This is a genomic window from Pseudomonas sp. efr-133-TYG-5, assembly GCF_030209175.1.
In the GTDB taxonomy this organism is placed as follows: domain Bacteria; phylum Pseudomonadota; class Gammaproteobacteria; order Pseudomonadales; family Pseudomonadaceae; genus Aquipseudomonas.
Map to the genome: position 1 here is coordinate 751,645 of NZ_JARVSM010000001.1, position 15,727 is coordinate 767,371.

Genomic DNA, 15,727 nt, shown 5'->3' on the forward strand with positions numbered 1-15,727 from the left:
GTGTCGCTCCAACGGCACCGGGCCTGCAGGCCGTCGCAGGTGGCAGCGGGCTACTTCTGCGAATCGTCCGTGGACGTATCGAGGTCCGTGTCGTCGGACACTTGCCGTTGGTCAGCGGCGATCCATTTCTCCAGTTTCTGTCGGCTGATGCCCAGCGCGCGGGTTCCACCCACCCGGTCCAGATACGCTCTGATCCGCAGCAGGTTGTCTGCGGACAGGTGGCGCTGGTCGCTGGACATACGCGTCCCCGCCAGCAAGCGATCGTGGCTGCCATCGAAGGCCTCTACGGGAATCTCGGCGATCGGATTGCCGGTCAGGCCCAGGTACTCGAGATTGGGCGCCTGCAGGACACCGTCGGGCCACTCCGCCAAGCTATTGCCGGTTAACAGCAGGCGTTGCAGCGCGTGGCTGACCGGCCCCACGAAGCGGTTCAACTGGTTGTAGCTCAACTCCAGCCGTTGCAGGCCCGGCAATGCCTGCAGGACCGGGCCGTCGAACACTTTGAAACGGTTGTAGTTCAACTTGAGCCAACGCAAGTGCGCCAGATGGCTCAATTGCCGGACCAGCGACGGCATATCGGCAAAGCGGTTGGCGGACAGGCCCAGCTCCTCCAGTACCGGCATGTCGGCGATGGCCTGGGGCACGCTGCTCAGGTCATTGAGGCCCAGTTCGAGCCAGCGCAACCGGGGGAACGCCGGCAGAAACCCCTGCAGGTCGGCCTCATTGAAAGCATTCCCGCGCAGATTCAATGCCTCGACATGAGTGAACTCCGGCGGCAGTGCAGGCAGTGCGCCCAGGCCATGAACAGCCTCCAGATCGAGGACCCGCGCGTCGCCGACCGCCTCCCCCGCCAGGCCTTTTTTCCAGCAGGCGATGATGCGAGCCGCCGCTTCACTGCGCCCCTGCGACGATGACCAGCGCCCTCCGTACAACGGACTGCCGCTGCGGCGCGAGAACACCCAGCCGTTCAGTTGCCGGGTGAGCGCGGCGAAGCGCTCGCCCCAGTGGTTGAGACGCGCATTGACCTGTTCGTCGCTGGCACCGTCACGCAGTCGCTGGATCACTTGCCGGGCCTCGTCCTCATTCAACTCGGCATCGATTCTTTGCAGGCGCTCGATAAACGACGGCAGGTTCTCGCTGGCTGGCAGCTCCGGCGGAAACGGCAACAATCGGCTGGCCAGCAGCGTGCCGTTCTCGATGGGCTGCGTATCGATTTCAGGCGTTTGCTCCAGGTGAAATCGCTCCAGTGCGCCATGGGGCAGGCCATGGGCGACTTCGTAGCGATAGTTGGCAATCTGCTGCTCGAGCCAGGTTTGCGGGGTCAGTGTAGTGCCCGCCAGATTGCAGTTGAGCAGCATGTCATCGCGCGCCAGGAACCCCGGCGGCAGCTCGCGAATCAGCGTGTTGCGCAAATCCAGCCAGCTCAGGTGCGGAAGATGTTCCGCGCCGTGCGGCAAGGACTGCATTCGCGTGTCCTTGAGGATAAGGGTGCGCAGGTTCGACATCGACGCGACATCCAGCCAGTACAACGGGTTGCCGGACAAGTCGAGTTCGACTAACCCGGCAGCGTTCTCGGCAGGTATCGGGTCGACGATCAAGCGACTGTCGCGCAGGTCGAGGTACTTGAGCTCAGGAAAACGCACCAGCAAGTCACGTATTTGCGCCTCGGAGGAGTTGGGCAGGCGCAGGCGCAACAGCGAAATGTGGGGAAAATCCACGCTCAGTGCGGGCAACGGTTCGTCGCTGATCAGTTCGAGACGGCGTAACGCTGGCTTTTCTTCGGCCAGAGGCCCGTTGCGCCAGGCAACTTTCAGGTTCAGCACGACCAGGCTTTTCTGTCGCAGGTTACTCCCCCACTCGGCCCACGTATCCAGGGTGTTGCGCAGGCTCAACCATTGCTGGCGAAGCTCTTCCAGCAACTGCAGGATCTGCGGTTCGGTTTTGCCAGCCCGCAGCAGGTTGAGTAGAAAGCCATTGGCCCCGGTAAATTTGAGGCCCGGGTAGAGTTGCTGAATCCGCACCACCAACGCGGTGTTCAGGCCCGCGGCACCGGCCGCGCCCTCACCGCTGGTCGGGTAGCCCAGCAGGTGTTCCCTGATCCGCTGCGGCGGCACGAACGCCCGTCGCCCCGGCCCGTGGGGCGCGAGGATTGCGGCGCTGTCGGCGACATGTTCGGTGGCGTAGACACGGATCGCTCGCTGCAGCGCTAGGCTCTGCCCCGCCTGCGCCACGCCAAGCGCCCGTCGAGTGGCGGCGGGCAAGGCCTGCATGACCGAGGCGTAGAAATTGTCCGCCGACGCCGACGGCGCATTCAATGCTTCACCGCGCTCATTGAACGCCTGATAGACCGGGCCTTTTTTCACCACGTAGCCGCGCAGGCCAGCGGTCTCGCTGCCAATGGCGTCGAGCAGACGCCCTGCGATGTGGCCGACGCGCACTTCCAGACGCACATCGTCGGTCCACCCCGGCAACCGGCTCAAGGTGTGCAAGGCCAGGCGTCGAGTGTCGGCCGAGAGCATGTTGTCCATTTGCAGCTGGGCGAGCGTGCGCGTCAGGCGCCCGCGTCGCGCATACCAGCGCGCCTCTTCAAGCATCGCATGTGGCACCCGACCGCTGGTATGCAGGGTAGCCAGGTCGGGCGCATCGGCGTGGGCCAGTATCTCTTGCGCCGCTGCGTCACTGAGCCCGGGAAAGACCCGTTGCAACTTGGTGACCCAAGGGTCTGCCGTGGCATTGCGGCGATAAAGGCTGTCGAACAGCGCCGGCCGACGAGTCTGGGCGTAAGCGGCAATCCGGTCCCGGAGCGCCTGCGGTCGCCAGCCCCGGTCCCGGGCCAGCTCCGGTCCCAGCAACGCGATTACCTCGGACTCTTCCAATGCCGCCAGGACACGCATCGGCAATTCCCCACTGAGCACATCGAAGCGACTCATGCGGATCGGCGGTTTGCGCGGTGTGTCGGCGGTCAGGCGATCGAAGCCGTATTCGATCCGCGGGCCGGTGAGACGCGGATGTTCAAAGACCTGCACAATCCGCCCGGCAGGCCAGCCCGGCAACTCGCTGACCAGGTGCAAAGCCAGCAGGTAGCGTTCGTCGATAGCGCGCTCGCCGACGATCTGCTCGAGCACCTGCGCGACACTGCGGTCGGCGTCGAACAGACGCAGCGCATCGACCAGCTCGGGCGGCGGCAGCCGATTGTCCAGGTGCACCCTGCGCAACGCGTTGTCGCTGACGCCGCTGATATCGGCGATCTGCAGCAGTTGCGAGTCGGAATAGGCATCGGCGACGTGTCCCAGGCGCCGCAACAGCTGGATCCGGCTCCAGCCCAGCGGATTTTCCAGGGTGTGGCGCCAGGCGCCGGCACGGTTGTGGGTCAACATCGGCTGATAGGCCTGCGGGTCAACGGGATGGCGGATGCGCCAGCACGCCTGGGCAGGGTCGTAGAACGGCTCGTACACCCGGCCGTCGATGCGGATGACGGTTTTGCCGTCCCACTCGTACCGGCCTTGCGCATCGGGCCCGGTCTGTGGATTGAACGGCCCTGGCATTTCATATCCATCGAGTTCGGCGCGGCAAAGTCGGCGGCTGCCGTCGGGCAAGGTGACCGGGTGCAAATCCTCGATGACGGGCGTCGCATCCGCCGCCAACAGCCGGTCGAACCCTTTGCCGACACCGGCCATGAGCCCGAGCAACAGCAGGTTCTGTGCGATGTCGGCCAAGTGCGCGGTAGCCGCCTTGCGGTCGCCCTCGCTCCACTCGACCACGCCTTCGATGGACTCCTCCAGCAACTGGCACGCCATCACCGCCATCATCGTTTCACCCAGCACCGGCACGAACATCGACAAGGTGTTCAACGCGAGCATGCCGATACCCAACAGCTTGGCGAACAACGCCTTGCGCACCCGGGCATCGATCTCCGCCGACGGCACGGCGTAGCTTCGCGCGTCGTCGATCATCTGCTCGCGATGACGTTCGAACAGGTAATCCCACGGATCAATATTGTCATCCCAGAAAAACCGCCCCTTGAACGGCATGCACACCGGCGCGAGAAAAGGGTCTGCGCTGGGCACCTGGCGGATCGCAGGCGCGGGCGGCAAATGATTGAGCGCAACGCTGGGCAGCGGGCTGAAACCATTGAGCCAATCATTGAGCAGCCGCAGGTAGGACCAATACTTGCTGACGAACGTCGCATCCGCGGCGTCGCAGGTGAACTGGCTGAAATAGTACGCACGGTCGGCATAAGGTACGAAGCGGCTGAAGAAGCGCTGGTAGGCCGCAGCGCCCGAGTGCTCGGCCGAGCTGGCCTGGTGTTGGGTGAAGCGCTGCCTGAGCGCGCTTTCCAGGTGCTCGGCCCGGTAGCGTTTCAGCGGATGGTATGGATCATCGGGGATGTACAGCAGCAGTTCGGTCGGCGCCTCGAACCTTGCGCCAATCGCCAGGCACAGGCAGCCGTTCAAACGCCGTTTCATCAAGCCCAACTCGCAGAACCAGATACGTTTCTCGCCTTGGCACGGTTGTAACTGGCCATCGATGATCGCCAGGATCGAGGCGTGATCCTGCGGTTCGATATCGTTTTGCAACAGCGCTCGCTCAGCCGCCGCACGCAGAGCGGTTTTCTGCACGGCAATGAATTGTTCGCGCAGGTTCTGTAACTCCACGCTGCTTTGCGGGTAGAGAAAACGCTTCAGGTACTGCTGATATTGCGCACCGATGTCCAGCGCGCGACAGGCTTGAATGAATTGGCGAACCGACATCGACGGGCTGATCGCCTCCTGCCAGCCCGACGAGCCATTCCTGCGGTAGAACGCCGACGATCGGTGAAAGGCGCCGTGTTCGCCCTCCGCCGCTTCGAAGTTGTGCAGCGCGGCTTGCAGCAGGGACATCCGCGACACTTCGAAGGTGCCGACTTCAATCCCCCAGATCCCCGCCTCGATCGCCTGGACCAGGAGCAGGAACGTGTTGTCGAGGTCGAGCTCGACGCTGAACATATCGCGTAGCTTGCGCGCCAGCAGGGGTCCGGCGAAGGCATGGATATCGTGCAGATCGGCCATCGTCCGAGCGAATCGGCTCTGCGCGTTGAAGCTGGCGGCGAGGCTTTCATCGAACGCCTTGCGCTGCTGCCTGGCAGCCTTGCGATACCACGGCGGCAGCGGCGCGTGGGTGTTCCGCAATCCCTCGTGATGCTGCGCTGTCGCCTGGTTCAGCCAATCCGGGATCGACTGTTCCAGCAACGGCGCGTGAATGCTGCGGGTCACGTGTCGGTGTTCGCCGTGAGGCGCGGACGGAAGAGATTCGGACATGCTCTCGCTCCTGAAAATGGGAGCTTCAGCAGATCATTCGGGGCGTCGCGGTTTGCGGTAGATAGTTATCCGGGTCCCGTCCATCGCTTTACAAGGCGTTTCGTGAACGGCAGTCAACGCAGGATTGGCTATGCTCACAGGGCCCACTTCAAGACGAGGGATTTATGGACGATCCAGTCGACAACAAACCGCCAAGCTTCTGGCAGATGCTGCACAGCGTCATGGCGGCCGCGTTCGGGGTGCAAAGCGGCAAGAACCGGGCCAGGGATTTCACCCATGGCAAGCCCAGCCATTTCGTGATCCTCGGGATCGCGTTCACCGCGCTGTTCGCCCTGACGCTGTTTGCCATCGTCAAACTGGTGCTGCATCTGGCAGGCGTCTGATACGCGTCAGTGCATCAGCATCTGCAGGTTGAACGGATAACGGTACGTGGGCGGCCGCCCCTTCGCCGACAGCTTGCGAAACGGCACGCCGTAGTCCGGCGCCGCACCCATGGCCAGGAGCTGCCGGGCCTGCTCGCGGTCGATCAGCTGCAACGACGGGATCTGCCGGTCGCGGCCGCCGTACTGGTCAAGGTCGACGCCCTGCGCATGGTCATGCACTTCCACCAAGGCCCAGCCACCGAGGGTGAAATGGCCGCCGAGCAAGGCACTCAGGCGACCGTCGAGCCTGGCCTGCAGCGCCGCCGGCGATGCGTTGACCGCGCTGAACAGCACGTCCTTGCCCGGCACCTTGCCGGCCTCGGCGAAGGCACGCATCGCGCCGAAGGCCATCTCGTCGTTGGCCGACCACACCAGCGACACCTTCGGATAGCGCCCCAGCAACTGCCGCGCCTGTTCATAGGCCCGCTCCTGGGTCCAGCCGCTGTAGACCAGCTGGCGCAACTGCACCTGCGGATGCTCGGCAAGTGCGCGCTGCATGCCTTTTTCGCGCAGCTGCGCCGACGGGGTGATTTTCAGCCCGGAGAACGCCAGCAGCTCGATGCGTTCGCCCGGCGCCACCGGCGGGTGCAGGCGAATCAACTCCTGCATCATCAGGTAGCCACCCTCCTCGTCATTGGGCACCAGGCTGCCGATCCGGTCGGCACGCTCGCCGACCAGGCTTTGCTGGTTGGGGGTCAGCGCGGCGTTGACGATAAACAGCTTCACCCCGCTCTGGCTGGCCATGCGCAGGATCTGCGGAGCCACATATTGCTCGTTGACGAACATCAGGTAGTCGGGACGATGCTCGCCCTGCAAGGCGACGCGGGCCTGGGCCAGGGTCAGTTCGGGCTGGCGCTCGGAATACTGAATCTGCAGATCAATGCCCAGGTCGCGGGCGGCGGCCTGCATGAATTGCGAGTAACTCACCCAGAACGCTTCCCGGGTCGAGCCGGGATTGAGGAACAGCACGGACTCCGCCCGTGCGCCGCTGCCGAAGGCAACGCTGCACAGCAGCAGGCTGAAATGAAAGATCTTGCGCATGAAGCATCCGGGCCCAGGGAAAAACGGCCGCGCATTATAGCCTTGAGAACGCCGGCCATTAGCGCCTGATCCCGCCTTTTGTCCGACAATCGTCGGTGGCGGGCCCGGAGAGGTCGTTTACTGGTGGCTGACCCAGAATACCGCTGTGCCAACGACCAGGATGATCAAAAACAGAATCGCCCAGGCATCAACGCTGCTATCGCTTTTCCTTGCTTTGGTTGGATTGCTCATTGCATCGCCTCTTGTCGGTTTTATCGGTGATTGCAGAAAGACTCGACCACAGTTAAGACGATGATTGTCCGCACGACAAATGTGGGTTAGTTGATAGCCGTTCTCGTTAGGCGATTTGGTTCTTTACATATACTCAAACATCACTTTTGCGCATAAACGCAAACGGGTATATTGCCCCGGCTCCGTTGGGAGTGCGCGGCCGTGCGCGCAGAATTGCAGAGGCATATTGGACTGCGGCAAAGCGAAAACGCGAGTGCCCCTCCGAGTGACCCAAGCCTGAGAACAGGACTTATATGTACGTATACGACGAGTACGATCAGCGGATCATCGAGGACCGCGTCAAGCAGTTCCGTGATCAGACCCGACGCTATCTGGCAGGTGAGCTGAGCGAAGAAGAATTCCGCCCCCTGCGCCTGCAAAATGGCCTGTACATCCAGCGCTTCGCGCCGATGCTGCGGGTGGCAGTGCCTTACGGCCAGCTGACTTCGCGTCAGGTGCGCATGATGGCCAAGATTGCCCGCGACTATGACAAGGGCTACGCCCACATCAGTACCCGGCAGAACGTCCAGTTCAACTGGCCAGCCGTGGAAGACATCCCGGATATCCTCGCCGAACTGGCCACCGTGCAGATGCACGCGATCCAGACCAGCGGCAACTGCCTGCGCAACGTCACCACCGACCAGTTCGCCGGCGTCGCTGCGGATGAGCTGATCGACCCGCGCCCATGGTGCGAAATCGTCCGTCAATGGACCACGTTCCACCCGGAATTCGCTTACCTGCCACGCAAGTTCAAGATCGCCGTCAACGGTTCGACCGCTGACCGTGCGGCCATCGAAGTCCACGACATCGGCCTGGAGCCAGTGCGCAACGAAGCCGGCGAGCTGGGCTTCCGCGTGCTGGTGGGTGGCGGTCTGGGCCGTACCCCGGTGGTCGGCGCCTTCATCAACGAGTTCCTGCCATGGCAGGACCTGCTGAGCTACCTCGATGCGATCCTGCGGGTCTACAACCGCTATGGCCGTCGTGACAACAAGTACAAGGCGCGGATCAAGATCCTCGTCAAGGCACTGACGCCGGAAGTCTTTGCACAGAAAGTCGATGCGGAAATGGAACACCTGCGCGGCGGCCAGACCACGCTGACCGAAGCCGAACTGCACCGCGTCGCCAAGCACTTCGTCGACCCGGACTACAAGGCCCTGGACAACCAGGACGCCGCGCTGGCCGAACTCGACAAGGAACACCCGGGTTTCGCCCGCTGGCGCACCCGCAACACCCTGGCGCACAAGAAGCCGGGCTATGTCGCCGTGACCCTGTCGCTGAAGCCGACCGGCGTTGCCCCGGGCGACATCACCGACAAGCAGCTCGACGCCGTCGCCGACCTGGCCGAGCGCTACAGTTTCGGACAACTGCGCACGTCCCACGAGCAGAACATCATTCTCGCCGACGTCGAGCAGAGCCAGCTGTTCACCCTGTGGGGCGAGCTGCGCGAGCAAGGTTTCGCCACCCCGAACATCGGCCTGCTGACCGACATCATCTGCTGCCCGGGCGGTGATTTCTGCTCCCTGGCCAACGCCAAGTCGATCCCGATCGCCGAATCGATCCAGCGCCGTTTCGACGACCTCGATTACCTGTTCGACATCGGTGAGCTGGACCTGAACATCTCCGGTTGCATGAACGCCTGTGGTCACCACCACGTCGGTCACATCGGCATTCTCGGGGTGGACAAGAAAGGTGAAGAGTTCTACCAGGTGTCCCTCGGCGGCAGCGCCAGCCGTGACGCGAGCCTGGGCAAGATCCTCGGCCCGTCCTTCGCCCAGGAAGACATGCCGGATGTGATCTCCAAGCTGATCGACGTGTACGTTGAACAACGCACCGAAGACGAGCGTTTCATCGACACCTACCAGCGTATTGGCATCGACCTCTTCAAGGAACGCGTCTATGCAGCGAATCATTAAGAACAACGAAGTCGTCGACGAAACCTGGCACCTGCTGCCCAAGGACGCGACCCTCGACGGCATTTCCAACTGCGACGACCTGATCGTGCCGCTGGCCCTGTGGCGTGAGCACGCCCACGCCCTCAAGGCCCGTGACGGCGGCCTGGGTGTGTGGCTGGACGCCGATGAAGAAGCCGAGGAAATCGGTGACGACGTCGCGCAGTTCCAGGTGATCGCCCTGAATTTCCCGGCGTTCACCGACGGCCGCAACTACTCCAACGCGCGTCTGCTGCGCGACCGCTACGGCTTCAAAGGCGAACTGCGGGCCATTGGCGATGTGCTGCGCGACCAGTTGTTCTACATGCGCCGCTGCGGTTTCGATGCGTTCGCCCTGCGCGCCGACAAAGACCCGTACGACGCCCTGGAAAGCCTCCAGGACTTCTCGGTGACCTATCAGGCCGCCACTGACGAACCGCTGCCGCTGTTCCGTCGCCGTTGATCGCGCACCTCGAGCCCGGACACCCGGGCTCGAGGCGCTTCATCCTCCCTGCCCTTTTCTGTTCCTCAACCCTGGGGTCGACTGCCTGACGCTTTGCTGGCGGGAACGGCCAGACCGGGATGGCGAGCCAGTGCCTGCGCCGTGAGTGCCTGGCGCAGCCTGAGGTTTTCATTCCGGAAATTTTCGTAGATGGCATTCATCCGCCGGGTCGCCTCGGCGCGTGGCAGGCCACTCTGTGCATCCACCCGCGCGAGCGCGTCGGCCGTAGTTTCAATGACGCCGACGAACTGCTGCTGATAAGTGGTGTGCAAATACTCCGTCCAGAACCCCTGTTGATTGATCCATGCCAGCAACGCCGGGGTGTTTTCCGCCTTCGCCACTTCACCGTAGGCCTTTTCCAGTTGTTCCTCGCTGACCTCAACGTCCAGCTGCACGGTGATGGCCCGCGGTTGCGCCGGCAGATCGAGGCGTTGCGCCAACCTGACCCGGTAAATCAGGCTCAATTCCAGTGCCTGCTGGCGGTTGATCGAACCGCTCAGGGCGCGACTGCCGATCTCAATCGAGGCCTGACGTTCGACCTCCTGCAGGCGGAACAGGCCGCGCAGCAAGCGCACCAGTTCGCCCTCCAGGGACTGCGCGCCGGTGCGCGCCGCCACCACGGCGCGATAGCTCAGCACGCGCACCTCAAGATCACTGAAGACCCGGGTGCTGTCGCTGGCACTGACCCGCCCGAGGCGCGCGATGCGAAACAGCGAATTGCGCAGGTCGTCATCCTCCGCTGCGGCCTGCAGCACGTGCCATACGCGCGTCGCGAGCAGCGAATGCTGACGGGTGTAATCAGCGGTGTTGCGCAGTTGCTCGAGCACCAGGAAGAAATCCCTGGACGTTGGATACGCCGCCAGCGCCGACCAGGTCAGTTGCATGCGCTCGACATCGGCACTCGACAGACCGGCTACCCACTGCGCGCCTTGCGTGTCGGAGCGCGGCAGCAATGAAGGCGGATCGATGTAATCGGCAGTGATCACGCCGAGGCTGATGCCGCTGGATTGCTGATACGCGCTGATCGCCTGCAGACTCGCGACCGAGAGCGGATTGCCATCGACATTGGTGCCACGGTTCAGCTCGGGGCGGGCCTTGAACAGCGAGGCCGGCAGGGTCGCGATCCGGTTGTCGCGCAGGTCCAGCGTCTGCAGTTCGGCCAGCGCATCCACCCCGACCGGCCACTGGCTGATCCCGGTGCCGCGCAGGGCGAGATGACGCAGGCGACGCAGCCCCGTGACGTTCGGCACACGGCCAAGAGCGGGGTTGAAGCTCAGGTTCAGCGATTGCAGATGCTCCTTCGCACCCAGCTGGGTTGCGGCGTCGGCGGTCAGCAGAATCCGGTTGTTGCTCAGGTCCAGTTGCGTCAACCGTGGCATCGCGGCAATGGCCTGGGGTACGCGGGTCAGGCCGTTGCCGGTCAGGCTCAAGGCATGCAGGTTGATGAAGTTATGCAGAAACGCATTCAGCCCGGCACTGGCCCCGACGTTGTTCATCTCCAGCGCACCGATGTGACGAAAATCGCCGACCAGCACCGGCAACTCACCCAACGGCTGCGCATCCAGTGTCAGCCCGTAGAGCATCTGCGACGCCTGCCAGGCTGCGTCTGACTCGCGGCGCCAGGCCCGGAGAATAGCCTGCGCAGCGCGTGCCTTGCTGTGCCTGGGGACTGTGCGTCGCGGCCCCTCGTCGAGCTGATAATGGGTTTCGCGATGCACCCATTGCTCCAGCGTATTGCGCAGCGTCAGGTACTGTTGGCGCAGGCTCTCCAGAGTGCGGATCGCCAGCACCTCGTCACGCTCCAGAGTCATCAGGAAGTGCTTGATTTGCGTCAGCGAGTGCGAGGGAAACAGCTCGCGGGCGCGTCGGATAAGCACCGGCGACCATGCTGGCCGCGCATCCGGCGGTGGCTCGGTCAGCCACACGGAGCGCTCGACCAGACGATCGGCCAGGCCCATGGGCGAGCGATAGCCTTCGCGCAGCGTGTTGTCCTCAAGCAGACGGGCGAACGCGGCGCGCCGCTGCAAGGCCAGCGAGGTGATTTTCTGGCGCAGACCGACCCCGCCATCATTGGTCTCGACCCCCAGCGCTTTTCGCGCGTGCACGGGCAGGCTTTCCCACAGCGTCTGAAAAAACAGCGCACGGGTGCGTGCGGGATGGCTGGCCAAGGCCTTGTCATTGCCATCGAACGCTTCATAACGGTCGCGGAACGCTTCGATGTAAATCCGCTGCGGCGCATTCGCCGTGCCGATCTTCGCCCGTTCCTCGGACGGCACCGCCCACTCGACGATTTCGATCGACACATCGTCGGGCCAACCCGGCAGATTGGCCAGCGCATCGAGCACCACCAGATCGCTGCCCAGGCCATTGGCCGCATCCAGATACAAGCCGTCATAGGCGCGGTTCAGGCGTACGACCTGGGCATAACGGCGAGCCTCCTCCGCCAGGCGCAGCGGCAGTTTGTCAGACTCCAGCTCCTGCCATTCCCCGGCGTCGGCATTGAGTGCCAGTTCATCGGCGACGCTTGCCGGCAATCCGGCAAACGCCTTGCGCACCGGTTCGGCATTGGGCTCGGCCAACCGATCGGTGCGCCGATCGAGACGGTTGAACAGCTCCAGGCGCGACCGCCCGGCGCTGTCAGCAATCAATTCGGTGAGCCGCGCAACCTGACTGGCCTGGTCGCTGAGCCCTTCGCCGAGCAATCGCGAACGTTGCTGCGTGTCCAGGGCGGTCACCAGCGCTGCATGAAATTCGCCCTTGTCGACCAGCGCCTGGGGCAGTTTCAGCGTCTGCGTGGCGCTCGTTCGGCCATAGCGCTGCAGCTCGCTGCCGAGAATATCGACAACACTCACGGCCAGCTCTTTTGGCCATTTTGCGTCGGCCACCAGGAGAGACAATTGCAGATCGGCATCGGCCGTGTAGGCGGTCAAAGGATCGCGTATCTGCTGGATGAACTGATTCACGGCGGTATCGGCGCGAAAGCGCCTGACGGTATCGGCGAGGATCGCCATCGGCCTGCGTGGCTCGACGAACAGCTGGCGCAAGGGCTGCTCGTCGACGCCGATGGCGGCAAGAATCTGCAGGGCCTGGGCATCGGGCACCTCCTCCTGACGGTAGCCGAGGCGACGGAACAGTGTCAGCAGGTTCCAGTCCTCGGCCAGCTCCGAATCGTGCCGCCAGGCCCCGACACCGTTGGTTTCGAGCACCGGTGAATAACGTCCGGACAGCCGCGGGTGCTGCACCTCCCAGGCGTCGCTATCCTGCCGGGGATGCACGGCGTAATGGTCCTTGCCGATGCGCAGGTAACGGGCATTGTGTTGCCAGACCAGGCCGCGCTCGTCCACCCGGATGTTGCGGGGCAGCCGGTGCCGCAGGCGGTAGGCGCTCAGGTCGGCGTTCCACAGACGCAGCACCCCCGGGGCAATCGGCACGGTGCGCAGGCGCAGGACAAACTCCGACGCCCTCACCGCGCGGTAAGCGGCGCCCACCACTTTGCCGCCCGCCGCCAACGTGGCCATCACGATCAGGTTTTCAAGAGTATCGAACAGGTAGTCCGTGGCCTGTTCCTGCTCGCCCGCGGCCCAGCTGGACAGCCCCTCATAGATGGTTTTCAGCATCTGGTAACCGGCCACGGCGAGGAGGATTTCGCCAATCACCGGGACGAACGAGGCCACGAACAACATGGTGTTCAGCCCTATTACCTTGTACGTCTCCAGCCTCGCCAGACGAGTCTTCTCGTCCTCGTCGTCGGTCGGTACCACCAGCAATCGCGCATCGGCCCGCACCTGTTCGGCGTGCTGCTGAAACATCGCCAGGAACATATCGTGCTTCTGCGCCTCCCGCAGATCGACACCGGTGATCGCCGCGTAGGCCTTGTCCGCGGGCAGGCTGGGATGTCTCAGGGACAACAGGCGTTCAGACAGCGCCGTGACAAAGCCGCTGCGATCCTGCAACCGGATGAAGCGCTTGAAGAACCTGAGGTACTCAGCGTCGCGCAGGCGTTTACTCAGCTCGACTTCGAAGTGGGTGAACGAGGCGTACTCTTTCAACGGATGCAGCGGATCGCCCGGCAGGTAGACCACACAGCGGTAATCTTCATCCTTGCGTTCGCTGACCGGGCCGATGAACATCGGGCCATGCAGCTGCGTGTCGAGCATTTCCAGACGCTGCAGACCCAGGGTATTGCTGCCCAGGGTGATTGTCGGTTGCCGCTCCCTGACGGCTTCGAGCATTGCATAGACATCGGCACTGATGTGCTTCTGCAGGTAAGCCACGTGGCGTTCGACTTCAAAACGGTCGCGGGCATAGGCCAAGGATTTTTCCTGCAGGCTACCCGTCTGGCTTGCGGTGCCGAACAGCGCAGTGACATGGCCCTGGTAGCTTTTGCCGAGATCGAGCGTGCGGCACAGCTGGGCAAACTCATGGGGCTGGATCGACAGGATGTCGTTGGCCCGGCCGGTGATCTGTTCGGGGATGTAGATCAAGGAACTGTCGTGGTAATTCTGCGCCTTGGTTTCGCTGGCTTCGAAGTTCTCGCAGGCGGCGGTCAGCAGGTCGCGATTGATCGGCAGCACCAGCTTCTTGCGCAACCCGAGCAGGCTGGAAGTGGAGCGCACATGCTGGAAAACCACGCCTTCGACCTGCAAGGGCTTGCCCAGTTTGTCGGACATTGCCTTGGCCAGTAGCGGCGAGCAGTAATTTTCCGGGGACTTGAAGGCGCGCATTTCCTCACGCGCGGCACTGCGTGACCGATAGCTGGCCTTGAGGCTTTTATACAGCGCGGTACGGACATTCTCGGGCGCTTCGAGCAGCCAGGCCGGAATCTGCCTCTTCAACAGATCGAAGAAGACACCCTGCTCGGCAGGTGTCATCGCCGGCACCTTGGTACTGCTTGATTTGACTTCCATGTAAAACCACCTTGAAGCAGTTGGGAACAACCAGCTTAAGGGTGGGATTTACCTGGAAAAAGCGCGAATAGCTGATGAATGAACGGCTGCAAGCAACAACAATTCGAGGCGCAAAAACAACTATGTAGCGCACATTGCGCCAGGGCAAATGCCAGGGGGCTGGTCCGTGATTGCCACGGGCCAGCCCCCTGTTGCGCTTACCAGAAACGCTGTTGGGTCAGACGACTCCACCAGCTCAGCAGCACGCGATCCACCGAACCGCTGGCCGCCATGCCGATGCGTTCCTGCAGGCTTTTGCGCTCGGCGTAATGCAGGTGGTAGACCTCGGACTGTTTGGCGCGGTCGGCGAGGTATTCGTCGCTGGTCTTGAGTTCGTCGACCAGTTGCTTGTCCAGCGCGGCGATACCGAGCCAGACTTCACCGGTGGCCACTTCGTCGATGGCCAGCTGCGGGCGATAGCGGGCGACAAAGTTCTTGAACAGCTGATGGGTGATGTCCAGGTCTTCCTGGAATTTTTCCCGGCCCTTCTCGGTGTTTTCGCCAAACACGGTCAGCGTGCGTTTGTACTCGCCGGCGGTCAGGACTTCGAAGTCGATGTCGTGCTTTTTCAGCAGACGGTTGACGTTGGGCAGCTGCGCCACCACGCCGATCGAGCCAAGAATGGCGAACGGCGCGCTGATGATCTTCTCGCCGATGCAGGCCATCATGTAGCCGCCGCTGGCCGCGACCTTGTCGATGCACACGGTCAGCGGTACGCCCGCCTCGCGGATACGCGCCAGTTGCGACGAAGCCAAGCCATAGCTGTGGACCATGCCGCCACCGCTTTCCAGGCGCAGCACGACTTCATCCTTGGGCGTGGCGAGGGTCAGCAGCGCAGTGATTTCGTGACGCAGGCTCTCGGTGGCCGACGCCTTGATGTCACCGTCGAAATCCAGCACGAATACCCGTGGTTTGCTTTCGGGATGTTTCTTCTGCTTCTTCTCGGACTTGGCCTGGCCCTTGCGCAGGGCCTTGAGCTGATCCTTGTCGAGCAGGGTCTGCTCCAGGCGCTCGCGCAGGCCTTTATAGAAATCATTGAGCTTGCTGACCTGCAACTGGCCAGCCGACTTGCGCCGGCCCTTGCTGCGCAGCGCAGCAAAACTGGCCAGCACCACCAGGATGGCGATGACCAGGGTCACGGTCTTGGCCAGGAAACCGGCATATTCAGTCAAAAACTCCACAGGGACTCCTTCAAACGATGCGCGGTCGTGTAACACACGCGGGATAACGCCAGCATACCCATGCGCCGCTTCATCGGCCAGCCGTGAAACCTCTGGCAACAGGCCTGTAACGGGCATTTCAAACAAGCGTATGTTTTTTC

7 protein-coding genes are annotated in these 15,727 nt (G+C 62.9%); 3 read left to right on the plus strand and 4 right to left on the minus strand.

The window, feature by feature from the left end; genetic code table 11:
- Window positions 1-50 precede the first annotated feature (50 nt).
- Entirely contained in the window at window positions 51-5,297 is a 5,247-nt protein-coding gene (locus QRN70_RS03310; protein ID WP_285415787.1) for a leucine-rich repeat domain-containing protein, read from the minus strand.
- Between the two features lie 164 nt (window positions 5,298-5,461).
- Between QRN70_RS03310 and QRN70_RS03315 the strand changes: the two genes are divergently transcribed.
- Complete coding sequence (locus QRN70_RS03315; protein WP_285415788.1) at window positions 5,462-5,680, plus strand: DUF2970 domain-containing protein; 219 nt, start codon at window positions 5,462-5,464, stop codon at window positions 5,678-5,680.
- Between the two features lie 6 nt (window positions 5,681-5,686).
- Here the strand turns inward: QRN70_RS03315 and QRN70_RS03320 are convergent, their stop codons facing one another.
- Window positions 5,687-6,760, minus strand: a complete 1,074-nt coding sequence (locus QRN70_RS03320) for an ABC transporter substrate-binding protein (protein ID WP_285415789.1) — start codon at window positions 6,758-6,760, stop codon at window positions 5,687-5,689.
- A 524-nt stretch (window positions 6,761-7,284) separates the two neighbouring features.
- On the opposite strand from QRN70_RS03320, the gene QRN70_RS03325 reads away from it, so the two are divergent.
- Together QRN70_RS03325 and QRN70_RS03330 are read left to right on the plus strand one after the other, a co-directional pair.
- The gene (locus tag QRN70_RS03325) at window positions 7,285-8,943 is read left to right on the plus strand and encodes a nitrite/sulfite reductase (protein ID WP_285415790.1); all 1,659 of its coding nucleotides are present in this window, start codon (window positions 7,285-7,287) and stop codon (window positions 8,941-8,943) included.
- Window positions 8,927-9,421, plus strand: a complete 495-nt coding sequence (locus QRN70_RS03330; protein WP_285415791.1) for a DUF934 domain-containing protein — start codon at window positions 8,927-8,929, stop codon at window positions 9,419-9,421. Before QRN70_RS03325 ends, QRN70_RS03330 begins: the two co-directional genes overlap by 17 nt.
- A gap of 65 nt (window positions 9,422-9,486) precedes the next feature.
- Here the strand turns inward: QRN70_RS03330 and QRN70_RS03335 are convergent, their stop codons facing one another.
- Both QRN70_RS03335 and sohB read right to left on the minus strand, forming a co-directional pair.
- Window positions 9,487-14,367, minus strand: a complete 4,881-nt coding sequence (locus QRN70_RS03335; protein ID WP_285415792.1) for an NEL-type E3 ubiquitin ligase domain-containing protein — start codon at window positions 14,365-14,367, stop codon at window positions 9,487-9,489.
- Window positions 14,368-14,564: 197 nt separating this feature from the next.
- Window positions 14,565-15,587 carry a protease SohB gene (gene sohB, locus QRN70_RS03340; RefSeq protein ID WP_285415793.1) on the minus strand — a complete coding sequence of 341 codons (1,023 nt, stop codon included), beginning with the start codon at window positions 15,585-15,587 and terminating at the stop codon, window positions 14,565-14,567.
- Between the last annotated feature and the right edge of the window lie 140 nt (window positions 15,588-15,727).

Bases quoted from the DNA above. Each gene is read 5' to 3' on its own strand.
- QRN70_RS03310 (WP_285415787.1), bottom strand. From the start codon at position 5,297: ATGTCCGAATCTCTTCCGTCCGCGCCTCACGGCGAACACCGACACGTG.
- QRN70_RS03315 (WP_285415788.1), top strand. From the start codon at position 5,462: ATGGACGATCCAGTCGACAACAAACCGCCAAGCTTCTGGCAGATGCTG.
- QRN70_RS03320 (WP_285415789.1), bottom strand. From the start codon at position 6,760: ATGCGCAAGATCTTTCATTTCAGCCTGCTGCTGTGCAGCGTTGCCTTC.
- QRN70_RS03325 (WP_285415790.1), top strand. From the start codon at position 7,285: ATGTACGTATACGACGAGTACGATCAGCGGATCATCGAGGACCGCGTC.
- QRN70_RS03330 (WP_285415791.1), top strand. From the start codon at position 8,927: ATGCAGCGAATCATTAAGAACAACGAAGTCGTCGACGAAACCTGGCAC.
- QRN70_RS03335 (WP_285415792.1), bottom strand. From the start codon at position 14,367: ATGGAAGTCAAATCAAGCAGTACCAAGGTGCCGGCGATGACACCTGCC.